The 26,746-nt window shown below is 71.5% G+C and carries 21 protein-coding genes; 9 read left to right on the top strand and 12 right to left on the bottom strand.

What is annotated here, in order from left to right:
- Nucleotides 1–131 precede the first annotated feature (131 nt).
- The 5 genes from ACFWV3_RS25485 to ACFWV3_RS25465 all read left to right on the top strand — a co-directional run bounded on the left by ACFWV3_RS25485 (nt 132) and on the right by ACFWV3_RS25465 (nt 6,668).
- Complete coding sequence (locus ACFWV3_RS25485) at nt 132–1,454, top strand: toll/interleukin-1 receptor domain-containing protein (RefSeq protein ID WP_382414356.1); 1,323 nt, start codon at nt 132–134, stop codon at nt 1,452–1,454.
- A gap of 40 nt (nt 1,455–1,494) precedes the next feature.
- Nucleotides 1,495–2,523: an AAA family ATPase gene (locus tag ACFWV3_RS25480; protein ID WP_382414354.1), complete on the top strand. Its 1,029-nt coding sequence runs from the start codon at nt 1,495–1,497 to the stop codon at nt 2,521–2,523.
- A 32-nt stretch (nt 2,524–2,555) separates the two neighbouring features.
- On the top strand, nt 2,556–3,536 hold the full coding sequence (locus tag ACFWV3_RS25475; protein ID WP_382414352.1) for a hypothetical protein: 981 nt from the start codon (nt 2,556–2,558) through the stop codon (nt 3,534–3,536).
- Nucleotides 3,537–3,551: 15 nt separating this feature from the next.
- Complete coding sequence (locus ACFWV3_RS25470; RefSeq protein ID WP_382414350.1) at nt 3,552–5,540, top strand: S1 RNA-binding domain-containing protein; 1,989 nt, start codon at nt 3,552–3,554, stop codon at nt 5,538–5,540.
- Nucleotides 5,541–6,278: 738 nt separating this feature from the next.
- On the top strand, nt 6,279–6,668 hold the full coding sequence (locus ACFWV3_RS25465) for an HPF/RaiA family ribosome-associated protein (protein WP_382414348.1): 390 nt from the start codon (nt 6,279–6,281) through the stop codon (nt 6,666–6,668).
- Nucleotides 6,669–6,777: 109 nt separating this feature from the next.
- On the opposite strand, the gene ACFWV3_RS25460 is transcribed toward ACFWV3_RS25465, so the two are convergent.
- Nucleotides 6,778–7,560, bottom strand: coding sequence for an IclR family transcriptional regulator (locus tag ACFWV3_RS25460; RefSeq protein WP_382414346.1), 783 nt, complete (start codon nt 7,558–7,560; stop codon nt 6,778–6,780).
- Nucleotides 7,561–7,730: 170 nt separating this feature from the next.
- Between ACFWV3_RS25460 and ispH the strand changes: the two genes are divergently transcribed.
- The 4 genes from ispH (at nt 7,731) to ACFWV3_RS25440 (ending at nt 12,519) form a co-directional block, all read left to right on the top strand.
- Complete coding sequence (gene ispH, locus ACFWV3_RS25455) at nt 7,731–8,762, top strand: 4-hydroxy-3-methylbut-2-enyl diphosphate reductase (protein ID WP_382414344.1); 1,032 nt, start codon at nt 7,731–7,733, stop codon at nt 8,760–8,762.
- A complete protein-coding gene (locus ACFWV3_RS25450) occupies nt 8,759–10,567 on the top strand; it encodes a 1-deoxy-D-xylulose-5-phosphate synthase (protein ID WP_382414342.1) in 1,809 nt (602 codons plus the stop codon). Before ispH ends, ACFWV3_RS25450 begins: the two co-directional genes overlap by 4 nt.
- Nucleotides 10,564–11,718, top strand: coding sequence for a flavodoxin-dependent (E)-4-hydroxy-3-methylbut-2-enyl-diphosphate synthase (gene ispG / locus ACFWV3_RS25445; RefSeq protein WP_382414340.1), 1,155 nt, complete (start codon nt 10,564–10,566; stop codon nt 11,716–11,718). Before ACFWV3_RS25450 ends, ispG begins: the two co-directional genes overlap by 4 nt.
- Nucleotides 11,719–11,895: 177 nt before the next feature.
- Entirely contained in the window at nt 11,896–12,519 is a 624-nt protein-coding gene (locus ACFWV3_RS25440; protein ID WP_382414338.1) for a response regulator transcription factor, read from the top strand.
- Here the strand turns inward: ACFWV3_RS25440 and ACFWV3_RS25435 are convergent.
- From ACFWV3_RS25435 to ACFWV3_RS25385, 11 genes are all read right to left on the bottom strand, one after another.
- Nucleotides 12,492–13,241 carry a hypothetical protein gene (locus ACFWV3_RS25435; protein ID WP_382414336.1) on the bottom strand — a complete coding sequence of 250 codons (750 nt, stop codon included), beginning with the start codon at nt 13,239–13,241 and terminating at the stop codon, nt 12,492–12,494. The genes ACFWV3_RS25440 and ACFWV3_RS25435 overlap by 28 nt on opposite strands.
- Before the next feature lie 28 nt (nt 13,242–13,269).
- On the bottom strand, nt 13,270–14,454 hold the full coding sequence (locus ACFWV3_RS25430; RefSeq protein WP_382414334.1) for a hypothetical protein: 1,185 nt from the start codon (nt 14,452–14,454) through the stop codon (nt 13,270–13,272).
- Nucleotides 14,455–14,465: 11 nt separating this feature from the next.
- Nucleotides 14,466–14,855, bottom strand: coding sequence for a limonene-1,2-epoxide hydrolase family protein (locus ACFWV3_RS25425; protein ID WP_382414332.1), 390 nt, complete (start codon nt 14,853–14,855; stop codon nt 14,466–14,468).
- Complete coding sequence (locus ACFWV3_RS25420) at nt 14,836–16,635, bottom strand: FAD-dependent monooxygenase (protein ID WP_382414330.1); 1,800 nt, start codon at nt 16,633–16,635, stop codon at nt 14,836–14,838. The genes ACFWV3_RS25425 and ACFWV3_RS25420 overlap by 20 nt, the downstream gene beginning before the upstream one ends.
- A complete protein-coding gene (locus ACFWV3_RS25415; RefSeq protein ID WP_382414328.1) occupies nt 16,628–16,909 on the bottom strand; it encodes a ferredoxin in 282 nt (93 codons plus the stop codon). Before ACFWV3_RS25415 ends, ACFWV3_RS25420 begins: the two co-directional genes overlap by 8 nt.
- The gene (locus ACFWV3_RS25410) at nt 16,906–18,069 is read right to left on the bottom strand and encodes a cytochrome P450 (RefSeq protein ID WP_382414326.1); all 1,164 of its coding nucleotides are present in this window, start codon (nt 18,067–18,069) and stop codon (nt 16,906–16,908) included. The genes ACFWV3_RS25415 and ACFWV3_RS25410 overlap by 4 nt, the downstream gene beginning before the upstream one ends.
- Complete coding sequence (locus tag ACFWV3_RS25405) at nt 18,066–19,478, bottom strand: MFS transporter (RefSeq protein WP_382414324.1); 1,413 nt, start codon at nt 19,476–19,478, stop codon at nt 18,066–18,068. Before ACFWV3_RS25405 ends, ACFWV3_RS25410 begins: the two co-directional genes overlap by 4 nt.
- The gene (locus ACFWV3_RS25400) at nt 19,478–20,506 is read right to left on the bottom strand and encodes a polyprenyl synthetase family protein (protein WP_382414322.1); all 1,029 of its coding nucleotides are present in this window, start codon (nt 20,504–20,506) and stop codon (nt 19,478–19,480) included. The genes ACFWV3_RS25405 and ACFWV3_RS25400 overlap by 1 nt, the downstream gene beginning before the upstream one ends.
- Before the next feature lie 133 nt (nt 20,507–20,639).
- Nucleotides 20,640–22,721: a tryptophan 2,3-dioxygenase family protein gene (locus tag ACFWV3_RS25395; RefSeq protein WP_382414320.1), complete on the bottom strand. Its 2,082-nt coding sequence runs from the start codon at nt 22,719–22,721 to the stop codon at nt 20,640–20,642.
- Entirely contained in the window at nt 22,718–23,707 is a 990-nt protein-coding gene (locus ACFWV3_RS25390) for a polyprenyl synthetase family protein (protein ID WP_382414318.1), read from the bottom strand. The genes ACFWV3_RS25395 and ACFWV3_RS25390 overlap by 4 nt, the downstream gene beginning before the upstream one ends.
- Nucleotides 23,708–23,872: 165 nt before the next feature.
- The gene (locus tag ACFWV3_RS25385) at nt 23,873–26,611 is read right to left on the bottom strand and encodes an AAA family ATPase (RefSeq protein ID WP_382414316.1); all 2,739 of its coding nucleotides are present in this window, start codon (nt 26,609–26,611) and stop codon (nt 23,873–23,875) included.
- Between the last annotated feature and the right edge of the window lie 135 nt (nt 26,612–26,746).

Below are 26,746 nucleotides of genomic sequence, written 5' to 3'. Positions count from 1 at the left end.
CGGGTACGAGCCGCAAATCCTGACCGACACGAATCCGAGAGAAGAGCCGCGATGACGGATCCACAGTCGAGCCTTTTCTCGGTCGAGCACATCCGTGTCTCCGTGCCAAGACGGAGCCTCCACTGATCGGGGTGGCCCCCGCGACGGGGAAGATCTTCTTCAGCCACAGCGCCCGCGTCAGAGTCGGCAGCGAACTGCAGCTTCGCGACGGGGAAACCCCTGGTCGCTACCTCGCGCGCAAGAAGTTCGTGGAACAGCTGCTCGACGCACTCGTGACAACGTTCGGGAGCCGCGGCCGCGACACCTGGCTCGATCGCCGGGAGATCGCACCGGGTGAGGTGTTCGACCGGGCCGTATGTCTGGCTGTCGTCCGCAGCAGCGGTGCCGTGGTCGTGGTCGACCAGGACGCCTTGACGTCCGGCTGGATGAAGGAAGAGGCAGCACTGCTGGGACTGATGCGACAACTGGTCCCGGACTACCCCGTCAAAGTCGCGCTGGTGGGCGGAGTGTCCGAGCGGCAGTTCGCCCGCAGTGCTCTGGGCAAAACGGGCGGTCTCAACCGGCTGAGCTGCCTGCGCTGGTCTGACCGGCGCAAGGGCTCGCGGAACCAGGAAGCCGCCGAGAAGTTCGCCAAGGAGATCGCGGACTGCTTCCCGCCCGCACCGATCGAACCCGCCCAGGCACGCTGGGTCAACGACGTCGCGCACTTCATCAGTGGAGCTCCGGCGCACATCCTCGACGAAGCGGCACTGGCGCTGCACGTCTCTCCCACAACACCGGTCTTGCCGCAGGACAAGCCTGCTCTGGTCGCCGCCGCGTTGCTGGGCAGCACGTTGCAGGAAGCGTATGACGCTGTCTACGTCCTCACCGAGTTCCTCGGCTCGCAGCTGACCTCGGTCAAGAACCGGATCACGCCGCTGTGGGTCGACCTCGACGATGCCCGCAGAGTGATGGCTGTGTCCCTCAACGCCCCCGACCGGCGAATAGTGCACCTCGCCGCCGGGAACCTCCCCGCGTACCACGCTGTGCAGCGCGGCAGCGCCCAGCGGGACGGAGTCCTGGTGGCGAGCTTCAGCGGCATCGGCGGAGAGGACATGCGCGAACAGCTGCTGCGGCGCTGCGACCGGGGACTGCGCGACGCTCTCAACATGGCTCCGGACCAGACCGCGGAGGATGTGCCGCGTCGTCTGAGCGGACCCCGGCGGGTCGTGTTCGCGATGTTGCGTTGCGACGACGTCGACATCAAGGTGCTGCAGGGAGTTCTGCAATCACTCACGGTCCGGTTCGGCGGCGTTGTTTTCGCGCTGGTCACACAGCATCCCGTGACCGCGCTGCGCAAGTTGAGCAGCACCACCGTTCGGCTGAGCAACGGCGGGCAGCAGGAGCGCGACACCATTGCTCTGCTCGGCGACATCGAGAAACTCGGAGTTGTTCCCAATCTGATCGACTACTGATGTGCGAACCATTGATGAGGCGAGCGACGGTATGACGGATGTGACCGAAAGAATCAACCACCAGGACGCGGAAGCACGGTTGCTCCGCGACCTGGAACCGCTGCTCCAGATCTCTGTCGGCGAGGACGGCTCCGGCCGGCACGGTGACTCCCGTGCAGGGGATGTCTACATCCTCACCCCTGAGATCGAGACCGCGGTCAAGGTCGCCGTGCTGACAGGCCGGCCGCTGCTGCTCGGTGGTCCTCCCGGCTGCGGGAAGTCCAGCCTGGCGAGTTTCCTGGCCCGCAAGCTCGGGGTCAGCTACCACGAGTTCGTGGCCACCGAGGACTCCAGGCCGTCCGACCTCATCTGGAGGCTGGACGCCGTCCGCAGACTGGGTGACGCGAACACCAAGTCGTTGTCCGGCCGAACAGGTCGGGACTCGACCGCCCCCTACATCGAGCCCGGTCCGTTGTGGTGGGCTCTGAACCCCGAGTCGGCCAGGGAGCGCGGCGGTTCCGCCCGCCTGGAGGAGAACGAGCAGGCCGCACCGCCCAAACGGCTGACCAACCACACACCGGACCGTGCCGGCGCTGTACTGCTCATCGACGAGATCGACAAAGCCGACGCCGCTTTCTGCAACGGTTTGCTGGTGCCTCTGGGCAGCCGCCAAGCGTTCGTCGGGCCACTGGACATCACCATCGAGGTTCCCGTCGGCGCACCAGCGTGGAGCCCGCTCACCGTCATCACCACCAACAACGAACGCGACCTGCCCGAGGCGTTCTTGCGGCGATGCCTGGTGCTGCGTCTGCCCGAGCCGGACGGATCCCGGCTGGTCGACATCGTCGTCGAGCACTTCGGCCCGCTGCCCGCTGCACTGGAACAGCTCGTGCGAGATCTCGCCGAGGAGGCGACCCAGCCGCACACCGGCAGACCGGTCAGCACCGCGGAGTTCCTCGATCTGGTGAAAGTCCTGCGCCACCTGGACCAGGCCGAGAACCTCGGCGACGGCCTGTTGGAGATGCTCAAGCGAATCACCCTGGACAAGCACGCCCTGTACAGCGCTGACGAACGGTCCTGGTTGCGGTGACTCTGCGGGACGCGGCCCTGATCATCGCGCACATGGACCTCTTCGACGACCTCGACGCCGCGCTGGCCCTGGTCGGCGCGGTGATCGGCGCACCACTGGAGGAAGCCGTCCAGGTTCCCCCGCCGCCTGCCCCGTTCCACGAACCAGGTGACCAACTCGACGCCGAGGAAGAGTGGCTCGCGGCGGGGAGCGACGGCTGGGACGAGGCGGACCTGGAGGCTGACGACGCGACAGACCTGCCGGAAGGGCACGACGACCTCCCCGAGCCGGAGCACCTGCCGAGTGACGGAACCGGCGGCGGACCTGGCGGCAGCGCAGCCCACGTACCTTTCTTCAGGCCGCCAGGTCCCGGTTTGATCGCCAAGATCCTCGATGCCGAGCCGGACGACGAGTCCAGCGCAGGCCCACGCACACCTCGCTCCTACACATCGGTTCCCCTGCCCACTCCGATGTACGGGCTCAGGGAGACGGCCCGGGAGCAGAGCGGGTTCCGGATGCGGACCCTGGCGCTGACCCTGCAGAGCATGGTCCGGGTGCCGCTGCGCGGGTATGAGCCCGACATTCCCGCCGTGGTCGACCGGATGGCACTGGCCGAGCCGCTGACCGACGTCCCGATGCGTTCCAGACTCGGCGAGCCCGCCCAGATCCGGGTCATGTGCGAACTGTGGCTGAAGAACGGTCCCTACGCGGAAGACACTCGGCTGTTGATCCACGTGCTGCATCGGCTGTACGGCGCGGAGCGAATCGACCTGCGCTGGTTCGAGCAGTCCCCGGCGCTCGGCTGCGGCAGAGGTCCTGTGTGGACCTGGCAACGCTGCGAGACACCTGCCCGTACCGAGGCAACGGTGCTCGTCGCGCAGGGGGTCCCCGATCGCAGGTCCGATCCAGAGGCAGTGCACGAGTTCGCCACCAGGCTGGCAGAGCACGACGCGGCGGTGTGCGCGGTACTTCTCGGCCCAGGGCCGCGAGTGCCCCGGTTCCGGCGCTATCCCCAGCTTTTGGTCGACGACTGACGGAAGCAGGCGAACGTGGTTGCTGAGTGGACATCGTCCCTGGACGGTCCTGCGGACCGGCGGCTCGTGTGGCTGGCCGCCATGACGAGCCTTCCGCCACTGGCGCCGTTCCCGCTGATCCGCCAGGTCCGGCGAGCCTGCCTCGGCCGCGGCACCCTCCACCTGGAGGCGGAACTGTGCGACACGCCGATGGTCGTGGCCGTCGCCTATGACGGGATAGAGCTGCACTACGACTTCCGCAGCCAGTCACGACACCTGCTGCGCACCCACGTCCTGGACGGTGTTCTCGACTTGGACGAGCTGCGCCGCACCGTCAGGATCGACGGAATGGGCATGAGCCCGCTGCTGGAACTGGAGGAGAAGCTCTCCTGGGCATACGTCAGCCAGGAGAACCCCGGGCCGGTCGCCGACCGGCTGCTGACCGACTGCCTGCTCAGCGTCGTCCGGGAGGAACGGTCTCGCATCCTGGACTGGGCCGCGGGTGCCCTGAGCAGGCTCCCCCCACTCCTCCGGCGCACGCCTGCGGCGTGGCTTTTGAGCGAGCTTTGCGCGGCGACGCGACGCCAGGCGATCCGGATCCCGGCACCAGACATCGACCAGGTGGACGGTGATCTGCTCGGGGAGGTCGCCCGGAGCATGCCCACGGCATTGATCGGGTTGTCCCGTGACGGCGAGATGATCTCCCTCGGGCCGATCGGACGTGAACGGAGGGTCGCGATCCGAGTTCCCGCGCTCGCCTACAAACCGGTGACCGTGTCCTGGTCCGGCCCCGACGGTCCACAGCAGACCACTGTGGACCTCGGCGGTCATCGCGTCGTGGAGCTGCCGGTCGGTGGAGGTCGGCTTCACCTGCGCACCGTCGCGGGCCAGGTTTCCACGCTGGAACCGATCCGGCCGGGAGAACCCGCACCGGAGATCGAGGATCTCGATGCCAAGCTGGACGCCATCAACGAAGCGTGGCTCGCCGCGCGGACGATGCACGCCCAGGTGATCAGGATGATCTCGGCGCGGACGGCCATCGTGTCGTTGGACGGCGCGGAAGGCCTCGGTGTACTCCTGCGGGCCGAGCCCGCGGACGAACTGGAAGGCCGCGTCTCCGGTCTGAGCCGAGGCACGACGCTAGGTGTGCGGATCAGGAACTTCGACCGGCTCAGGCAACGGGTCGTCTGTCGCCCGGCACCGCCCGAGGAGTGGGCCGGCGCGCAACTCGACATCGGCGCCGAAACCGAGGGCAGGTACCACTCGCGGGCGACCTACGGGATCTTCGTCTCGTTCCCGGCCACCGAACGGGGGTGGGAGGGGCCGGTGGTCTCGGGCCTGGTGCACCACACGGAGTTCCCCCGCAGCTGGCGCTTGGCACCACCGGAGCTGGTAGTGGGTGACCCGGTACGAGTCCGGATCCTGAGGGTTGAGGCCAGGCGCCGACGAATCGCCCTGGCTGCCTTGGACGACGGGCCCGATCCGCTGCTGGCCCATCCGGTTGGAAGCGTCGTGACCGCGACGCTGACGAGGATCGTGGCGTTCGGAGTCTTCCTCAGACTGCCTTCCGGGGTCGAGTCGCTGTTGCACCGCAGTGAGATCGCGGCGAACACCCGCCTCGAACTCGGTCTCGTGATGCGCGTGCGAATCCTGACCATCGACGAGGAACTCGGGCGCATCACCCTGGTCACCGATCCCCGCCTGCCGTCGGGCGCACCGGCGATCAACATGACACGGCTCCTCCGACCTCAGCGACAACCCGCTCCTGGGCAGGAGCAGGCTCCCGCCCAGCCCCAGGGGGAGGTCGATCCGGACGACGTCGCCGCGTTCCTGAGGGAACGGCTTCGCCGTTCGGACGCGATGTACACCACGAGTCTGGCTCAGCAGGTCATCGTCAGGTTCGGATCCCGCGTGCACGGCAATCGCGGGAACTGGCTCGGCATGGGCAGCTTCACCGTCATGTTGAGGTACCTGATCCCCGGCGTCAGACTGTCGGGCGAGCAGGTGTTGCCTCCGCTGGAATGACGCCGGGTGCCGACATCAGCTGCGCCGGTTCCCACCGATCGTCGACTTCCGGAGTCGTACGCCCCGCTCACCTGACTCGTTCGAGCCGGCGACACGCGGAAAACCTCGGTGCGATCTGCCATCTACAAGGATGTCCGGCCAGTTCGTCGTACGCGTCCGGACCAATCCGAAGGACATCGACCGACTCCAGGGCAGGGCGACTGGAAGCCGACATTCGTCGACGCGGACATGCGCGTGATCGTGCGATCGCGCCGCGCGACAGGCGGCGCCTTCGTGCAGGACTCGCTGATTTCGACCCTCTGTGGGCGCCGAAATCGGGCCGATACCGTTCTCAGGTGGTATCAGCCCGATTCTCGATTCGGCGAAACCCCGGCTACCCGACGACGAGCATTCCGGTGTCCGTTGCAGGTCACAGTTCTGTTGTAGGACCCGGCGCCGGCCTACACCGGCGGGTTACCAGCGGTGTCCCTTAAGCTGCCCCGTCGATCACGAACTCGCCGTCGTCCTCGTGTATGCCGTCGCCGGCACGCCGATGCCCAGGAGCGCGACGAGCACGACCAGCGCCGGGATGAGTTTCTTGACCATCTGGAGCGTTCCCCCTTCTCGGATCGACCGAATCGGCCGGCTGACCCGACCAGCGGTGAGTCCGAGAACCACGCGCTGACCGGCGTCACGTTTGAACCCGCCGCATCCGTGGTATCGACCAAGACCATTTCTGTCTCGTTCCGGAGGGTGCTCATGCAGATCCAGGTCAACACCGACCACAACGTCCACGGTGGCGAAAGGCTGGCCACCTACGTGACCACCGACCTGGAAAGCAGCCTGTCCCGGTTCATCGGCTGGGTGACCCGCGTGGAGGTGCACCTCAGCGAGGACGGGGGCGGCAAGCCGGAGGACAAGAAGTGCGTCATCGAGGCGCGGCCGGGTGGCAAGCAGCCCGTCGCGGTCACGCACCACGCGACCACCGTGGAGGACGCGTACTCCGGGGCCGCGCACAAGCTGGGACGGGTGCTGGACTCCCGGTACGACCGCGCCCACGACCACAAGGGCAGTGACAGCATCCGTCACATGCCGGCTCCGGAGGACCCGGAGCTGGTCGGCGCGATCGAGGACGAGCCCCGGGGCTGATCGGGGCGCGGTAGTCGGACCTCTGGCCGGGCGAATCCCGGCCAGAGGCGACGCACCGGCCTCGATTCGCACCAAACCAACAAGTCCATTGTGGACATCGCAAGGCGGGTCAAGCCGTCTCGGTCAAGTCCGCGTGCTTCTCGATGGACGCCACGACACCGGCGAGAACCCGGCCCACCGAGTGTGGATCCATCCGTTCGATGGTGCCGCTCACCACCACAGCGGCCACCGGGTCCGCGCTGCCCAGGTACACCGGAGCGGCCACCTCGAACAGTTCCGGCAGGTACTCGCCACGGGCGTAGGACAATCCGGTGCGCCGGATCAGGGAAAGCTCGCGCCGCAGCACGTCCTCGTGGACGATGGTCCACGGCGTGTGCGCGAAAGAGGGTTCCGGGGCTGAACGGGAACCGTTGGCCAGCAACAGTTTTCCGGCCGCGCTGCAGTGCGCGGGCATGGGTTGCCGCAGTGCCTTGGCCACTCGGGCGTGGTCGTGGTCGTAGAGCAGGCCGGCGTGGTGGACCTCGCCGCCGGACAGCACGGCCACGCTCACCACGTGCCGGGTCGCCCGGAACAGCTCCAGCAGGAACGGCGTGATGGCGCAGCTGACGTCGTAGGCGCGGGCCGGGCCGCTCTGCTTGGCCAGGCGCTGGAGGTAGTCGCCCAGCTCGTACCTCTTCGACTCGGTCTGGGCGACCAGGCCGATCTCCATCAGGTGCCGCATCAGCCGGTGCAGGGTGGACTTCGGCAGGGGGACCACCTCGACCAGCTCCGACAGGGACAGCGGTGCGGCGGCCGCGGCCAGGACCTCGACCACCGCCACGACCTTCCACAGCCGTCCGCGCGCGGTGCCGGTGGACCGCGTCGTCTCGTGTTCGCTGGCGGGCTGCACCATTACTTGCTATCGGAACACCGGTGGCCGGTCCAAGTCCCCGGGAATGCGCTGTCCCCTCGACACCCCCAGCGTTTCCCCTTTGCGACAGATGCCCCTGGGTGCCGCGAAATCGTCCCGGGAAACGGAATCCTTCGTTGAGCGGGGAGTTGGGGCGTGCCTACGGTGCGGTCATGGCACAAGCAAGTTCGGACATGCAGGTGACCGACGCGAGCACACGCCGAGTTCTGCTGGCCGGCCCACGTTCATTCTGCGCGGGTGTCGAGCGAGCGATCGAGATCGTCGAACGAGCCCTGGAGTCGCGACCCGCTCCGGTGTACGTCCGCAAGCAGATCGTGCACAACGCGGTCGTCGTGGACGAGCTGTCCGACCGCGGCGTCATCTTCGTCGAGGAGCTCGACGAGGTCCCGGACGGCGCGACCGTCGTGTTCTCCGCGCACGGGGTGTCGCCCGCCGTCCGCGAGGAGGCGGACCGGCGCGGTCTCGACGTCATCGACGCGACCTGTCCCCTGGTCACACGGGTGCACATGAAGGCACGCCGGTTCGCCGCCCGCGGCGACACCGTGGTGCTGATCGGCCACGCGGGCCACGAGGAGGTGGAGGGCACTCTCGGTGAGGCACCCGACTCCATCGTGCTGATCCAGGACCACGACGACGTCGCCGCCTTCACCCCGGAGAACCCCGGCCAGATCTCGTACCTGACCCAGACCACTCTCGCGGTCGACGAGACGGCGGAGTACATCGAGGCGCTGCGCGAGAGGTTCCCGCAGATGCGCGAGCCGGCGTCGGAGGACATCTGCTACGCGACCACCAACCGGCAGCAGGCACTGCGCGCGTTGCTGGCCGAGGTGGAGCTGGTCCTCGTGGTCGGCTCCACCAACTCCTCCAACTCGGTGCGCCTGGTCGAGCTGGCGCAACGCGAGGGCGTCGAGGCGAAGCTGATCGACAGCGCGGCCGACGTCCGCCCGGAATGGCTGACCGGGGTGCGTGCGGTGGGACTGACCGCCGGCGCCTCCGCGCCGCACCGGCTGGTCGAAGAGGTCGTCGCCGCGTTGCGCGCCCACGGACCGGTGGTGGTCGAGGAACGCGAACTCACTCGCGAGGACACGCACTTCGAGCTGCCGTCCAGCGTGCGGGGCCCGAAGGCGGCGACCGGGGAGCAGGACTCCGCCACGCGACAGGACCGGGACGGTGGTGCTGCATGACGACGAGGTTTCAGACGCTCAGCGAGATCACCAGCCCCGAACGGCTGCGGGAGCTGCCGGAGGACCGCCTGCCCGCGCTGGCGGACGAGATCCGCGCGTTCCTCGTGGACCGGGTGTGCCGGGCGGGCGGGCACCTCGGGCCCAACCTCGGCGTGGTCGAGCTGACCATCGCCCTGCACCGGGTCTTCGACTCCCCCGCCGACCGCATCGTGTTCGACACCGGCCATCAGGCCTACGTGCACAAGCTGCTGACCGGCCGCCAGCAGGAGTTCGACTCGCTGCGCGCCCCCGGCGGGCTGGCCGGCTACCCGCAACGCGCGGAGTCGCCGCACGACCACGTCGAGAACTCGCACGCCTCGACGTCCCTGTCCTACGCCGACGGCTTCGCCAGGGCGCAGCGGCTGCTCGGCGAACCCCACCGCCGGGTCGTGGCGGTGATCGGCGACGGTGCGATGACCGGTGGCATGGCGTGGGAGGCCATGAACAACCTCGGCAGCCGGGGTGACCGGGTCGTCGTGGTGCTCAACGACAACGGCCGGTCCTACGACCCCACGGTCGGCGGGCTGGCGAACCACCTGGCGGCGCTGCGCACCGGCGAGCACTCCGGCCAGAACCTGTTCCAGGCCCTCGGTTTCCACTACCGCGGACCGGTGGACGGCCACGACATCGCCGCCGTGGAGGCCGTGCTGGCCGAGACCGCCGCGCTCGACGGACCCGTGGTCGTGCACTGCGTGACGGAGAAGGGCCGCGGCTACACCCCCGCCGAGACCGACGAGGCCGACCGGATGCACGGCATCGGCGTCCTCGACCCGGTGACCGGGAAGGCACCCGCGAGCGGTTCGCGCAGCTGGTCCAGCGCGTTCGCCGCGGAGCTGGCCGACCTCGCCGCCGAACGACCCGACGTGGTCGGGCTGACGGCGGCGATGCTGCGGCCGGTGGGCCTGCTGCCCATGGCGCGGCGCTTCCCCGAGCGGGTGATCGACGTGGGCATCGCCGAGCAGCACGCCGTGACCAGCGCGGCCGGCCTCGCGATGGCCGGGCTGCACCCCGTGGTCTGCCTGTACGCCACGTTCCTCAACCGCGCGCTCGACCAGGTCATCATGGACGTGGCGCTGCACGGGCTGCCGGTCACGTTCGTGCTCGACCGCGCCGGCATCACCGGCCCGGACGGCCCGAGCCACCACGGCATGTGGGACATGGCGCTGCTCGGCGCCGTGCCCGGCATGCGGGTCGCGTCCCCGCGCGACGCCACACAGCTCGCCGCACTGCTCCGCGAGGCGGTCGACACCTCCACCGGCCCGACCGCCGTGCGGTTCCCCAAGGCGTCCGTCGGCGCGGAGATCCCCGCCGTCGCGACGATCGACGGCCTGGACGTCCTGCACCGCACCCGGTCCCGTCCGCTGGACGTGCTGCTGGTCTGCGCCGGCGTCATGGCGGGACCGGCCGTCCAGGCGGCGGAGGCGCTGGCCGCCGAGGACATCGGCGTGACCGTGGTCGACCCCCGCTGGCTGCTGCCGGTCAACCCGACCCTCGTGCACCTCGCCTCGCGGCACCAGGTCGTCCTCACCGTCGAGGACGGCGAACGCACCGGCGGCGTGGGCGCCGCGCTGGCCCAGGCGTGCACCGACGCCGGCGTGCAGGCCCCCGTGCACAACGTCGGACTCCCCCGCGAGTTCGTCGAGCACGGCGACCGGCGCGAGATCCTGGCCGAGCACGGTCTCACCGCCGACGCTCTCGTGCGGGCCGCCAGGACGGCGCTGCTCGCCCGGCAACCGATCACCCGCTTGGAGAGGACGGCGCCGTGACCGCGGTCGAGCTCGGAGTTCCGGAGATTCCCGCCGCTCCACTGGCGACACGGCGCAGGACCAGGCAGCTGGCCGTGGGCAAGGTGGGCGTGGGCAGTGAGTTCCCGGTGTCGGTGCAGTCGATGACGACGACGCTGACGGCGGACGTGAACGCGACCCTGCAGCAGATCGCCGAGCTGACGGCGGCCGGGTGCGACATCGTCCGGGTGGCGTGCCCGTCGGCGGACGACGCGGAGGCGTTGGCGACGATCGCGGCCAAGTCGCAGATCCCGGTGATCGCGGACATCCACTTCCAGCCCAAGTACGTGTTCGCCGCGATCGAGGCCGGCTGCGCCGCGGTGCGGGTGAACCCGGGCAACATCAGGAAGTTCGACGACAAGGTGCGGGAGATCGCCGTCGCGGCACGGGAGCGCGGCACCCCGATCCGGATCGGGGTGAACGCCGGGTCGCTCGACCCGCGGCTGCTCGAGAAGTACGGCAAGGCCACCCCGGAGGCGCTGGCGGAGTCGGCGCTGTGGGAGGCGAGCCTGTTCGCCGAGCACGACTTCCACGACCTGAAGATCTCGGTGAAGCACAACGACCCGGTGGTGATGGTCCGCGCCTACGAGCTCCTGGCCGAGCAGTGCGACTACCCGCTGCACCTCGGGGTGACCGAGGCGGGGCCCGCGTTCCAGGGCACCATCAAGTCGGCGGTGGCCTTCGGGGCGTTGCTGCGCCAGGGCATCGGCGACACGATCCGGGTCTCGCTGTCCGCGCCCCCGGTCGAGGAGGTCAAGGTCGGCACGCAGATCCTGCAGTCGCTGAACCTGCGGCCGAGGAAGCTGGAGATCGTGTCGTGCCCCTCGTGCGGACGGGCCCAGGTGGACGTCTACACGCTGGCCGAACAGGTCACCGCCGGGCTGGAGGGGATCGAGATCCCGCTGCGGGTCGCGGTGATGGGGTGCGTGGTCAACGGACCCGGCGAAGCCCGCGAGGCAGACCTGGGAGTGGCGTCGGGCAACGGCAAGGGCCAGATCTTCGTCAAGGGCCAGGTCATCAAGACCGTGCCGGAGCACAAGATCGTCGAGACCCTCATCGACGAGGCCCTGCGCATCGCCGACGAGGCGGGCACGGCGCCCGGTGCCGGCGCTCCCGTGGTGACGGTCGGCTGACCGGTCCGCTCCCCCGTCCCGCACCGGCTCCGGCGGCAGCACCGCCGGAGCCGGTCACTCTGCGCATCTGAGGGATTACCCCCTCTGGAGCGACGTACCGCGATCTTGCATCGACGCGGCAACGTTCGCGGCCATACGTTGGGTCGTGGTGAAGCCAGCAGACCCTGCGGAGACACGATGAATGTGACCAAAGTGCTCGTGCAAGCCTCAGACCCCCTGGCGGACGTGGCGATCAGCAACTACCTCGGCGCCAGCCCGAACACCGAGGTGGTCCCGGACGAGAGCCGCGACGCCGCGGACGCGATCGTGCTCGCCACCGAGCGGGTGACCGTGAAGGTCCTGTCCCTGCTGCGGTCGATGAAGGACACCGTGGCGGCCCCGGTCGTCCTGATCATCAACGAGATCGGCGACAGCGACCTCTTCGTCCTGGTCGAGTGCAACGTGATGGCGGTCTTACCGCGCGCCACCACCACCGGCGACCGCGTGGTCGAGGCGGTGCTGGCGGCGGTCCGCGGCGGCGGCGTGATGCCCCCGAAGATGCTCGGCGAGCTGATCCGGCACGTGGACAGGATCCAGCGGGAGGTCCTGTCCGCGCACGGCCTGCACGCCTCCGGCCTCACACCGCGCGAGATCGAGGTGCTGCGGATGATGTCGGACGGCCTCAACACCAAGGAGATCGCCACCGAGCTGTTCCTGTCCGAACGCGCGGTGAAGCGCGTGGTGTTCGGCCTCACGACCAGACTGAACCTGCGCAACCGGCCGCACGCGGTGGCCTACGCGCTGCGGATGGGCCTGATCTGACCTGCCTCGTCACCGGACATCCGCCACGCCCACGGCGCCCGTCCCTCTGCCAGCATCACACGGCGCAGCCGGACCGCGTAGACGATGTCCAGCACCACGTACGTCGGCACGAGCACCAGGAACAGGTACCTGCCCGGGTACACCAGGAACGCGGTCAGCCCCGCTGCCACGGAGCCGGCCAGCTTGACCACCGCGAGGTGCATCGACTGCCCGGCCGATGAACCTCGCCGGTCCAGCAGGAACAGGAACGACGCGCTCAGCGGCACTTGGATGATCATGCCCGTGTACATGCCGTTGGTGTCGTGGAACTCGTTGGCGGCGGCCAGGACCGCCAGCGCCGCCCAGACCGCCACGCCGGCCACCGACCAGCGGAACGCGCGCGGCGACATCCGCGGGTGGTCCGCGTGTCCGAACCGGAAGGCCTGGTACAGCAGCACACCGCTCAACAGGCACCAGAGGAGGTTGACCGGGCGCTGCTCCGGCACCTGCTCCAGGACGAAGGTGAGGGTGAACTCCCACGCGAAGTTCACCGCCACCAGGTGCGCCGGCACGCCGACCCGTCCGTCGAGGACGGCCTGCCGGATCGCCAGCAGGTAGGTGAGCGTCCAGCCCAGCGCCGTCGGTCCGGCGACCAGCCAGTACACCCAGCCCACCTCGGCCGGGCCCGCCGCCACCGGTGCCGGCCAGGACATCGGGATCAGGTACGGGGGCAGCCAGTCCACAGTCGACGTCCTTTCGGGGACAACACGTTCACAGGCTGGGCACGACGAGGTCGAGGCCGAAGAACGCGCCTCCGTAGAGCTCGCGCCCGATGTGCGGGTTGAGCATCGCGTGGCGGGCGGCGATGTTGCCGTCCCGCCAGAACTGCTGGAGCAGGCTGGACTCCGCGAAGGAGCCCGCCCCGTGCAACCACATCAGCTCGTCCAATGCGACGGTCGCCAGGTTCGCGGCCTGCGCGACGTCACCGCGGATGCGGCGGAGCTCCTCGTCGGGGACGTGCACCGCCGCCACCGCGGCCGCGTCCAGGACCTCGGCGGCCCGGTTCACGTGCATCTCGGCCGCGTCGATGGTCAGCGCCGTCTTCCCGAGCGAGGACACGAACGTGCGCGAGTCGGTCTGTCGGGTGTAGACGGACGGCGCGATGCCGCGGTTCGGCGCCCGCTCGACGACGTGCGCCCGTGCGGCCTGGGCGACGCCGACGACCACCGAGGCGCAGATCACCGCCATGGCGGCGATGGCGGCGGTCCTGAGCAGGGGTGGCACCGTCAGGTCGGTCGCGCTGTCCCGGCTGCGCTGGGTCTCCCCCGAGATCACCCGGTGCTCGGGGACGAACAGGCCGTCGAGCTTGACGGTGTTGCTGCCGGTGGCGCGCATCCCGACGGTGTGCCAGGTGTCCTCGACCGTCACCTCGGCCACCGGCACCAGCAGGGCGAGCCCGCCGACGGGGGCGCCGTCCTGGCCGAGCTCCTTCGCGACCAGGATGGTCCAGTCGTCGTGCAGGATGCCGGTGGCGTAGGGCCAGGTGCCGGTGAGCAGGTAGCCGCCGGCCGTCCGGACCGCGGTACCGGCGGCCGCGAACACCGACGCCAGCTTGACGTCGGGGTCGGGTCCGAAGACCTCGTCCTGCGCGTTCTCCGGGAACTTGGTGGCGAGCAGGTTCGACCCGTTGATGTTGTTGACCACCCACGAGGTCGACGGGCAGTAATGCGACAACGCCTTGGCGACCTCGCTCAGGGTGCGGACGTCGGTCTCCAGCCCGCCGTAGCGGGCCGCCGTCCACAACCGGCTCAGCTGCAGGTCGTCGATGACCGCCACGGAGGCGTCGGGCAGCCGGCGCTCCCGTTCACCCTGCGCGACACCGGAGGCGAGGACCGGCCCGAGCTTGTGGACCCTGCCCACCAGCTCGGCGCGGAGCTCGGTCGTGTCCGTTCGCATGTTGGTCATGGTCACCAGTCCGCTTGCTCGGAGATGAGGTTGGTGGAGTCGTAGTAGTCACGCCAGGCGCGGATCCGCCCGTCCCGCAGCTCGAACGCCCCCATCACCTTCAGGTTCTTGGCGATGGGAGTGCCGTCGACGCGGAGCATGTCCTCGATCCGTTCGACCAGGACGGTGTCCGCGACCACGGCCACGTGCCGGAACCGAGCTTCGAGCCGTGCGAAGTCCGCCGGCATGAGGGCGAGGACCGCGTCCCTGCCGCGGCAGACCGGGGCTCCCGGGTTCTCCCACACGCAGTCGTCGGTCAGGTAGCGCTCCACGGCGGCGCGGACGTCGGCCGGGGTCGGCCCCATGGCGGCCAGGAACGCCCGGACGACCAGCTCACCCTCGTCGTCGGCCATCGGCACCTCCCTGCCGGTGCAGCAACCGCCGGAACACCGCGTCCAGGTCCTCCTCGGGGTGGTCGCCCGCGACCTCGCTGCGCCAGGCCACGTGGTTGTCGGGACGCACCAGCACCGCGCCGTCGTCGTCCGTCCCGCGCACCGCCGTCCAGGTCCCGTCGGTGTCCCGGTAGCCCGTCGCGTCGGAGCCGGTCCCGACCGCGACCACGGTCAGGGCGACCCGGTGGCTGTCCGCGACCTCCTTCGCCGCGACCGTCCACGCCTCGCCGAGCGCGCCGGTGATCAGCACGAAACCGCCGTGCCGTCCGACGAGGTCCAATGTGGACACACGAACGTCGCCCCGGCGCAGCCACGCGTGCGGCACCCGGTGCCCCGGCCTGGCGACCGGGTGGTGGACCGTCCCCATCGGATCGCGCGGGGGCGGCGGAGTGCCGTCCGGCACCAGCGCCCCGTCCTGGTAGTGGTGCCCCAGCTCGATGTCGTGCGCCTGGTACTCGATGCGCTGCGTGCCGAACACCTCGCGCACCACCGACCGGCGGGTGTCCCCCATCGGCGTGTCGGACAGCAGCTCGCGGAAGCTCGCCGTGGTGGCCTCCGGCTGACCGGGCACCACGCCGAGACTCGCGAACAGCGCCCCGTAGTTGCGCAGGCACGCCATCGACCAGCTCACGTTGCGACGCGCCACCGGCAGCCGCTCGGCCTCGTAGGTGTCGACCAGCGCCGGTCCGGCCTGGCCGCCCAGCACGACCCCGAGCTTCCACGCGATGTTGTGCGCGTCCTGGATCGCCGTGTTCAGGCCGAGTCCGGTCGCCGGCGGCTGCCGGTGCGCGGCGTCACCGGCCAGGAACACCCTGCCGGCCTGGAACGAGTGGGCGACCACGGCCTCCGGGCGGTACTCGGTCGCCCGGTGCACCGTCAGGTCCACGTCGTCGGGCAGCTTGAAGAGCGCGCGCAGCCGCAGCGCGAGGGCCGCGGGGTCGAGGGTGTTCTCGGTCGCTCCCGGCGGCATCCGCAGGTGCAGCGCCCACTCCTCGCAGGCCAGGCCCCAGTGCGGGCCGGCGGCCACGATGATCGACACCTCGCCCTCGCCGCTGACGAGGTGGGTCATCAGCACCGAGTCGCCCGGCCACCACCGGGACAGGTCGGCGCTGAAGTGGACGGACAGGATGCTGAAGCCGCCGCTGATGGCGTCCATGGGCACGCCGAGCGACGCGCCGACGAGGCGGCCGCCGTCGGCGCCCAGCAGGTACCGCGCGCGGACGGTGCGCACCTCCCCGGTCGCCCGGTCCCTGACCCGCGCGGTCACGCCGTCCGCGTCCTGGTCGAACTCCTCCAGCTCGTGGTGGAACAGCAAGCTCTCCGGTGCACGTTCCCGCGCGTGCCTCAGCAGCACCGGTTCCAGGCGGTGCTGTGGCAGGTTCGTGGACGGGCACGGGCTGTCGGCCGCGTACGGCGCGGCGGTGCCGAAGCCGCCGAACGCGTCCATGCGGTGCAGGTCCCGCGCGTCGACGGGACCGTCGCCCGCCAGCGTGGTGCGCCAGACGACCTCGCTCATGTTCTCGAGCGGGCAGCTGATCTCGTAGACGTCGTCCGCGATGCCGTGCTGCCGGAGGATCTCCATCGTCCGCTGGTTCAGGTAGTGCGCCCGCGGCAGGACCGACGTGGACTCGCGGCGTTCCACCACCAGGTGGCGCACTCCGGCGTCGGACAGGAACACCGACGCGGCGAGCCCGCAGCCACCGCCGCCGACGACGAGGACCGGCACCTCCAGGTCACCCATGGCTACCTCCGTTGTCAGTGCGGCGCTCACCGGCGGTCACCCGCGGCTGGTCGCCGGAAGCGGTGCGGTGCAACGAGATCACCGAGGCCGGGCACAGCGACGCCGCCTCGCGCACCCGGTCGTGCTCGTCCGCGGGAGGGGTCGCGTCGAGCAGGACCACGGTGCCCTCCTCCTCGCTCTGGTCGAAGACGGCCGGCGCGCTCAGGACGCAGTTCCCGATCGCCATGCACCGGGCCTCGTCGACCTCGACCTCGATCGCCACGTCGCGGGTCACCAGGTGACCGGCAGCGAGTTCACGCCGAAGACCAGTGCGCTCGTGCGGTAGTCCACCTCGTCCGCGGGCACGGCGGTCCGGAGCTCCGGGAAGCGGTTCAGCAGGGCGGGCAGGGCGACCCGCAGCTCCATGCGCGCCAGCTGACGGCCGAGGCACTGGTGCGGGCCGAAGCCGAACGCGAGGTGCCCGAGCAACGGGCGGCGCACGTCCAGCCGGTCCAGGTCCTCGCCGGACTCGAGGTCGCGGTTGGCGGCGAGCGCGGACACCACCACGAACTCGCCCTCGTCGATCACCCGGTCCCGCACCTGGATCTCGCCGGCGGCCTTGCGCGGCAGGATCGTGGCGGGCGCGCAGAAGCGCAGCAGCTCCTCCACCGCGCCGTCGATCGCGTCGGGCTCGTCGCGGACGATCGCGAGCTGGTCGGAGTGGCGCAGCAGCAGGGCGACGCTCGCGGCGAGCGTGCTGGAGATCGTCTCGTGCCCCGCGATCAGCAGCATGTTGCCGACGCCGGCGAGCTCGTCGTCGGTCAGCTCGGCGCCGTGCTCGCGGACGATGCCGCCGAGCAGGTCGTCCCCCGGCTCCTCGCGGTGGCGTGCGACGAGCACCCCCATGTAGGCGTTCACCTCGGCCACGGCCCGCATCTGCTGCTCGAAGGTCGAGTTGACGTCCAGCACGGCCTCGGTCCGGCGCTGGAACTCCTCGCGGTCCTCGTACGGCACGCCGAGCAGCGCGCAGATCACCTGCGTCGGGATGGGCATGCTGAAGTGCGCCACCAGGTCCGAGCCGGGGCCGGCCTTCTCCAGCCCGTCCAGGACGTCCGCGACCACGCCCTCGATCATCGGCCGCAGCTCGCGCGCCCGCTTCGTCGTGAACGAGCCGGTGAGCCTGCGCCGCAGGCGGGTGTGCTCCTCGCCGTCGTAGCTCATCAGATTGCCCGGCTGGAACGGCATCGCGCCGCCCATCCGCAGCTGGTCGGAGCCGAGCACCGCGCGGGCGTCCTGGTACCGGGTGACCACCACGGCCTCGAACTCGCCCATCGGGCTGGGCACGGGACAACGGCGCAGCTCGTCGTCCTCCAGCGCCTCGTAGAGCGCGGGAGCCGGGTCGAACGGGCAGCCGGCGGCGCGGGCGGCGATCGGGGACACCTTCGGTTCGGTCATGGGATCGTCTTCCTGTTCGTCCGCAAGGGGGAGTCACGGCGCGGTAGGTGGGGAACGGCGGCGGCGGTCACCAGGGCGAGGACCGCGCCGGCCAGCCCCACCACCGCGATGAGCACGAAGGCGTCGCGCTGCGGGACCGTCGCCGCCCCGCGCGGCACGCTCAGCCCGGCGACGACGGCGCCGACCACGGCGCCGGAGAGCGCGGTGCCGATGGCCCGCATGAGCGCGTTCACGCCGTTGGCCACCCCGGTCTCCTCCGGCGCCACCGCGGTCATGATCAGCAGCGGGATCGCCCCGAAGGCGAAGCCGACGCCGCCGTTCGTGATCACGGTGCCGGCCACCAGCCACCCGGCCGAGTCCATCCCCGCCAGGCAGACCACGTAGCCGAGGCCGATCAGCACGATGCCCAGCAGCAGGGAGAACCGCGGGCCGCGCTGTGCGGCGATCGGCGCACCGAACGCCGCCGCGGCCATCATCGCCAGACCGGCCGGCAGCATCAGCAGACCCACCTGGACCATCGGCAGGCCGAGCCCGTAGCCGGTGTCCGCCGGCAGCTGCATCAGTTGCGGCACCAGCAGGATCTGCGCGTAGAGCGCGAAGCCCACCAGGACGGAGGTGGCGTTCACCAGCAGCACCGGCCTGCGCGCCGCGGTCGCCAGGTCGATCAGCGGGCTCGTCACCCGCCGCTCCCAGACGCCCCACAGCGCCAGCACCGCGAACCCGGCGACGACCAGGCCGAGCGTGGTGGTGCTCAGCCAGCCCCAGTCGCCGCCGTAGGAGATGGCCAGCAACAGCGCGGTCAGGCCGACGACGAGCCCGGCCGTGCCCACGACGTCGAACCGCCCGGCGGCCAGGGGCGGAGCGGGCGCGACCAGCCGGGCCACCACCAGTGCGAGCACGGCGGTCACCACGGCGGTCGCCCAGAACAGCACGCGCCACTGCGCGAACTGCGCCACCGCGGCGGCCACAGGGATCCCGATCGCCGCGCCGATGCCCTGCGCGGAGGAGGTCAGCCCGACCGCGGCGCTCAGCCGCGCGGCGGGCAGGACGTCCCGCAGCAGGCTGATGCCCAGTGGCACCAGACCGACGCCGACGCCCTGCAGCGTGCGGCCGGCGACCATCGGGGCCAGCGAGCCGGCCACCGCGCACAGCAGCGAGCCCGCCGTCACCAGCCCGAGCACGACCAGCACCAGGCGCTTCTTGCCGTAGAGGTCACCGAGCCGCCCGACGACCGGGCTGGTCACCGCCCCGCTCAGCAACGCGGCCGTGACGACCCAGGAGGTCCCGGCGACACCCGCGCCCAGCACGGTGGGCAGGGCGCCGAGCAGCGGCACGACCAGGGTCTGGTTCATGGCGGCCACGCCGGCCGCGACCGCGACCACGGCGACGACCGCCCTCTCCGCCGGCATCAGAACTCGCGGCCGACGACGAACGAGGCGACCTGGGCCAGGTCGACGCCCACCGCTCGCGGGACGTCCGCGGCGGCGAGGCACTCGCGTGCGGCGTCGATCTGGCGGGCCGCCTCGGTCAGCGCCCAGTCCCGGCCTCCGTCGCGCTCGACCAGCGCGGCCGCGCGCGCGACCTCCGCCTCGGTCAGCGGCTCCTCGCCCGAGTACAGCTCCCACAGCTCCGTCGAGGACGCCGCCTGCAGGGCCGCCACCACCGGCAGCGACTTCTTCCTGGCGACCAGGTCGGCGCCCGCGGCCTTCCCGGTGGTCGCCGGGTCGCCCCAGATGCCGAGGAGGTCGTCCACCAGCTGGAACGCGAGTCCGACGTGCTCGCCGAACGCGGCCAGCCGGTCGACCAGCGCGGTGTCCGCACCGACCAGCGCGGCGCCGAGCGAGCAGGCGCAGGACAGCAGTGCCCCGGTCTTGTCGCCGGCCATCCGCACGCACTCGGCGAGGGTCACGTCCCCGCGCCGTTCGAACTCGATGTCCGCGGTCTGGCCGGTGATCATCCGCTGGGTGGCGGTCATCAGCCACGCCGTCGCCGACCGCGGGTCGGCGCCGTCGGAGTCGAGCAGCACCGAGGTGGCGGCGGTCAGCAGCGCGTCGCCGGCCAGCAGCGCGTTGGGGACGCCGAAGACGGTCCACGCGGTCGCCCGCCCGCGCCGCTTCGTGTCGTCGTCCATGATGTCGTCGTGCAGCAACGAGAAGTTGTGCACCAGCTCCACCGCGACGGCGGCGGGCACCCCGGCCTCCTGGGCGTGGCCGGCGGCGCGGGCCGACAGCAGCGCCAGCGCGGGCCGCACCAGCTTGCCGCCCCAGCGGCCGGTCGGCCGTCCGTCGGCGTCGGACCACCCGTGGTGGTAGGAGGCGACCTGCCCCATCCGCGGGGACAGGTAGCGGCGGACGGCGTCCTGCAGCGCGGGGGCGACGAGCTCGCGGCTGGACTCCAGCACGGAGACCAGCGGGCGGGCCGGCGAGGCCGCCGTCATGACCGCACCGCCGATGCGGTGACCGGGTCGGCGAAGCCGGGGAGAACCGGTGACCGGCTCACCCGCTGGCGGAGGGATGCGCGGCGCATGGCGTGGCCTTCCTGGTTCGGTCGGAGGTCGGGAGGGCGGCGGGTCATGGCGTCGTCGTGGTGCGGACCGGCGGGCGCAGCAGGGACCGCCGGACGACCTGGGCCGAGGTGAGCAGGCTGCGCGGCGGTGAGAGCAGGAACAGCACCTCGCTGAAAGCGCCGCACACCACCGGATCCCCCGGAACGTGCTCGCGGACCCGCTCCAGATACCAGTCGAGCAGGCGCGGCACGACGCCGGTGCGCACGGCGTTGCCGGTCACCCCCGGCATGGGGCTGTCCGCGCCGGTGGCGACCTCCCACGCCGAGCCGGCCGAGCGCAGCACCGCCCGTTGCAGCACGTGGGCCGCGGGCGCGGTGCGGGCCTTCGCCAGCACCCCGGACAGGGCGACCGCGTTCAGGGCGGCCACCGACATGCCTTGGCCGTACACGGGGTTGAGGGCGCACAGCGCGTCGCCGACCACCAGGAGCCCGTGCTGGGTCCTGGCCGTGCGGTCGTAGCGGCGCCTGCGGTTGCCGGTGTGCCGGTAGCCGACCGGGCGGCCGACGGCGGTCGCCCCGCTCAGCCACTTGTACGGGGCGTCGTGCGGCAGCCTGCTCACGAAGTCCACGAACCCGGCCACGTCGGTCGGCGGTTCCTGACCCTTCGGACCGGACAGCGTGACGAGCCACCGGCCGTTCTCGGCCGGCAGGACGATGGTGCCGAACGGCTGCCCCGCGTCCGGGACGATGTAGAAGCCGCGCAGGTCGTTGCCGAGCGGTTCGTCCGCGTAGAACTCGCAGGTGGCGTAGGCACGTCCGGTCTCGACGACCTCCTCCTCCGGTGGCCGTGCGTCCAGCTCGGCGAGCCACCGGTGGGTCTGGCTGCTCCTGCCGGTCGCGTCCACGACCAGGTCGGCGTCGATCTCGTCGACCGGCGCGTTCCGCACGCCGCGTCGGCGGGTGCGCACTCCCGTGACCCGGTGCGCGTCCCCGAGCAGCCCGACCACGTCGACCGAGCCGGCCACCTCGATCCGGCCACCGGCGAGCACCGCCTGGCGGACGCGGTGTTCGAGCAACGGACGCGACGGCGTGAGCACCGGGTGGGACGGGTTGCGGCGGGACACCCATTGGCCCGCCTGCCAGACGCCGACCTCGGCCGGCACGGCCAGGCTGGGCGCTCCCGCGCCGTTCAGGTCGTCGAGCAGGCCGGGCAGCAGCTCGTCGAGAGCGCGGATGCCGCTGGTGAGCAGCACGTGCGTGTGGCGGGACTGCGGCACACCCGCTCGCGGTACCGCCTCGTCGGCGGAGTGGTCGCGCTCCAGCACGGTCACCCGCTCGGCGTGCGGGGCGAGCACGTGCGCGGTGAGCAGACCGGCGAAACCACCGCCCAGCACGACGACCCGGCCCAGCAGCGGCCGGTGTCCTGTCAGGACTGACGCGGTGCTCCGCGCGCGGCTCGGTGCCGCGGCGATGACGGAACCGTTGTCGTGGAACGTTTTCTCTTCGTGCACCGGTTCCGGACCACGCTCGTCGTGGGCGACCGGGCAGGTGGCTCCCACGCTGGACACGAACGCGTTCATGCTCCTGTCGAGGAACCTCGCGCCCTCGGTCTCGCCGGTGCCCGGCAGTTCGCCGATCATGTGGTCCACCAGCACGAGGTGGGCCCGCAACCAGCCCTCGACCGCGTCGCGCAGGTGGTCCAACGCCGGCCGCACGCCCTCGCGACCGTCCTGCTGACCGGCGACGAGCTTCTCGGTGAGCGCGAACAGCTCGTGGAACTGGGACGACTGCAGGCCGCTGGCCGTGCCGAGCCGGTCGCGGAAACCGAGGAAGTCCTCGCGCCGCAACGTGTCCCGCAACAGGTGCAGGTGGCCTTCCATCGTCTCGACCAGCCTCGCCGCCCGCTCCACCCGGCCGGCGGCGCAGCGTCCGCCGCACCGGTTCTCGTCGACGTGCCTCAGGTCGATCAGGCCCTGGCTGAGCAGCGTCTCGGACACCTGGTGGACGATGATGAACAACCGCTCGCTGTCGCGCACGTCGGGCTCGGTGTCCGGGGTGAGCGGCTGCTGGAGCGAGAGCAGCTCCTTGAGGTGCAGGTACCTGGAGTAGGTGACGGCGGTCGTCGCGACCTCGCTCCCGGCCGTCACACCAGCCGTCCCGGCAGGGCCAGCTCGACCAGCGCGTCCCGGTGTTCCGTGGCAGGCAGGTCCAGCAGTGCGGTCGCGGCCCGCCGGCCGTACTCGTGCGACATCTCGCGGGCCGCCTCGACGCCGTCGTTGGCGGTGACCAGCTCGGCCATGGCCGCGTACCGCTGCTCGACCGGGGCGGTGGTGTCCGCGAGCAGCTCCTCGATGGCGCGGCGTCCCGCGGCGGACGCGTGGTGGTGCGCGAGCAGCACCGGCAGGGTCGGCCGGCCGTTGTCGACGTCGGAGACGTTCGGCTTGCCGGCGCGGGTGCCGTCGAACGTCATCAGGTCGTCGCGGATCTGGTAGGCGATGCCGAGCAGGTCGCAGTAGCGGCGGAACGCCTCGACGGCGACGTCGTCCCCGCCCGCCAGCGCCACGCCGATGCCGCAGGCCATCCAGAGCAGGGCGCCGCTCTTGTCCCTGATCATGTTCAGATAGGCGTCGACGGAGCACAGCGCGCGGCTCATCCGGATCTCGGTCACCGCCGCGTCGCCGATCCGCACGCCGATCTCCGCCAGCATGCCCAGCGCCCGGACGACCCGCGCCTCCGGCACGCCGGTGCGCAGGCAGTCGGACAGCGCCGCGAACCCGTGGAAGAACAGCGCGTCCCCGCCCACAATCGCGGCCGGCGCGCCGTAGACCGTGTAGGCGGAGGCTTTTCCTCTGCGTTCCGGGGCGTCGTCGATAATGTCGTCGTGCATCATCGCGCCAACCTGAATGCATTCCACCGCGACCGCGGCCGGCAGCACGGACGCGATATCACCGCCCACCGCGAGGCTCGACCTGATCAGCAACCACGGGCCCATCATCTTGCCGAACGGCACCAACCCGTAGCGCACCAGCTCGTCGACACCGGAAGCCGTGTGCGGCCACCGGCTTTCCACCTCGGCCTGAACCAGGGCGGCAACCTCGGAGTCCGCGATCCGCAGAACGTCGAGTTCGGTCATGCGATCGACTTTAGGGTCGTCAGAAGCCCATTGTCCGGGCGCGAGACCGAGCTGGTCCTCAAGGGGCACCGGCCCCGGACCCTTCGTTCCAGCCCAATAGAAAAACGATTCCGCGCGCTTTTACCGGTAATTCACGACGAATTCGGAGGAGCGGCGCGCCGCCGGTCAGACCACCTTCGGCGTGCCCTGGGGATCACGCCCCAGCCGGCCGTCCAGGCTGGCGGCGGCCAGCTGGACCCGCGACCGGTACCCGGTGCGGGCGAAGAGCCGGGTGAGCCGGTTCTCCACGGTCTTCTCGCTGATCTTGAGCTCCAGCGCGATCTGCCGGTTGGTCAGCCCGTCCCCGATGAGGTCGATGATGCGCTGCTCGGTCGGGTGCAGCTCGTCGCGCTGAACGCGGGACCGCAGCGCGGACACCCCACGTTCCTGGGTCAGTCTGCGCACCCGTTCCACCAACGCCGGAGCCGCGCACCGCGAGGCGATCTCCTGCGCCTCCGCCAGCCACGGCCGCGGGTCGTCGGCGAACCGGGCGAGCGCCAGGCACGCCTCCAGCAACGCCGGCTGCTCCCACCGCCGCCGCACCAGGTCCGCCGCGACCCCGAGGTACACGACGTCCCCGGCGACGAGTCCCCTGGCGGCGAACACGACCTCCGGGGTGGTGTCCCAGGCACCCGTGCGGTGCAGGCGTTCCACCTCGGCCAGGAGAGCGGCGGCGCCCTCGGTGCCGCCCGGCTCCGCCGCGACCACGAGGCCCCGCAGCACCAGCCGGTCCAGCCCCGTGCCGGGCACGGACTCGCCCAGTCCCGCGCAGTGCTCCACGGCCAGTGCCACCGCCTCCCGGCGCCGGCCGTCCGCCACGAGCAGGCCTGTCTCCACCCACGCGCGCAACGTCGCGAGCCGGGGCTGCGCGGGCGCGGCGGCGAGCCAGCCGCGTGCCTGGTCCACCAGTCCGCGGGCACCGCAGATCTCCGCAGCCAGCAGCCGGGACACGTTGTGCGCCAAGGTGTCCCGGTGCCCGGTGAGCTCCAGCTCCCGCGCCGCGGACAGGGCGGCCGACCAGTCGGCGGTGAGGTAGCCCCGCACCACCCGGTGGTGAGCGCTGAGCACTCCGCTCCGCGGCAGCGCGTAGCCCGCACCGAGCAGGACGCCGAGCACCGTGCCGACGTCCGCCAGCTCACCCGCGTGACGCAGCCGGGTCAGACCGGGTGAGGGCACCGGCAGCACCACGCGCTGCCAGGCCTCCCCGCACGGCAGCGGCCCGCGGGTCAGCGCGGAACGCAGCCGGCCGATCCTCCTCGCCAGCACCGCGTCCCCGGCGAGGTCCGCGTGCGCCTGCTCGCGGTCGGCGAGCGGCCATCCCGACCAGTGCCCGAGGGTGCCCACGCCCTCGTCGGCGAGCGTCTTCTCCAGCAGCCGGCGCACCCGTTCGTCGGCGGGTTTCCCGCCGGAGTGCAGGGCGGACAACGCCACCACCGCGCACAGCTCCGTGTCGCGGCCTCCCGCGTCGGCGGGCGGCACGAGCCGTTTCAGCACCTCGTCCAGCAGTTCGTACGCACCGGTCCGCAGCACCAGGCCGACCAGCGACCGCACCGCGTCCTCGTGGCCGGCCTCCGACGGCGGCAGGTGGCGCAGCGCCGTGGCGCACCACCGCGCGGCCGACTCCGGCTCGTCCTTCTCGACGGCGGCCGCGAGGTCGAGCAGCCACCGGCACAGCGCGGGCTCCAGCGACACGGCCGTGCCGCTGCTCGCGAGGTGGTCGGCCAGCATCGCCGGCATCACCCACTCGCCCCGCCGGCGCGCGGCCAGCAGCCGTTCCGCGACACCGGCGTGCAGCCAGGCGGCCTCCGAGCCCCCGCCGCGGCGCTCGGCCGCCACCGCGAGGGCCGGGCAGCGGACGTGCACCCGCTCGCCCGCCTCGACCACCAGCACGCCGCCCTCGATCAACGCGTCGAACACCCGGCCGCAGTCGGCGACCGACGTCCGCAGCGCGGCGGCGACCACGGGCAGCTCGTCGACGGTGAACCCGTCCAGGACGGCCGCCGCGAACAGCAGCCGGGGCCCCAGCTCCCCCTGCGCCTCGGCCCGGCGCACCAGGTGGTGCCCGGCCGGCAGACCGATGCGCGCCGGCGGCACGCCGAGGCAGACCCGGCCGTGCACCACCACGAGGAGTCCTTGCGCGCTCAGGTGGGCGAGGGTGTCGAGCACGGTGGCCGGGTTGCGGTACAGCGGCCCGAGCGCCGCGCGCAGCCCCGCCGGCACCGAGTCGTCCGCGGTCGGGCCGGCCGCCTGGCGCACGAGGTCGGCGACGTCGTCGTCGGCCAGCGGCCCCAAGGTCACCACGCGGTCGGCCACCGACAGCAGCTCGGCGACGCCGGTGGCGCAGACCGCCTCGTCCGGCGTGGAGACCAGCACCTGGCAGCCGGCGTCGCGGGCCGCGGCCAGCAGCGGCGTGGGCTCGGCGAGCACGTGCACGTCGTCGAGCACGACAGCGGTGCGACCGCGTTCGGCGACGTGGCCGAACACCGCGCTCAGCTCGGCGACCAGCTGCGGTGCCCAGCCGGAGCCGTCCTGCTCCGCCCGGTCGCGGATCCGGACGAGCGCGCCGAGCGAGTCGGCGAGCCGCCGGTCGCCGAGCTCCTCGAACTCCCCGCGCACGGCCCGCACGAGCGGTGCGATCCCGAAGGGGTCCTCCGGCTCGCGGTCGCCGCCGGGCGCCCACCGCAACCGCAGCACCCGCACGCCGTTCGCGCGCAGCTCCCTGGCCGTGGCGTCGAGGACGGCCGACCGGCCGATCCCGGCCGGGCCCCGCACGACGACCAGGCAGCCGGACTCGACCGCCAGCGCGACGCGGAGCTCGGCGATGTCCCGGCCCCTGCCCCTGAGCTTGGCACGGCTTCGGTTCACTCCGGTCGCCCTTCTCCGCGAACCGCGCGCGGACCGGGTGTCCGAACGCGGCGGCCCCTGCCACGTGACGACTGGAGCACAGGCGAAAGCCTAGTGCGGTGACCACCTCGACAACTTTCGACGATCACCGCAATA

It is taken from the genome of Lentzea sp. NPDC059081 (assembly GCF_042738015.1).
Classification (GTDB): Bacteria; Actinomycetota; Actinomycetes; order Mycobacteriales; family Pseudonocardiaceae; genus Lentzea.
This window is presented reverse-complemented; position numbering and strand designations above follow the sequence as displayed.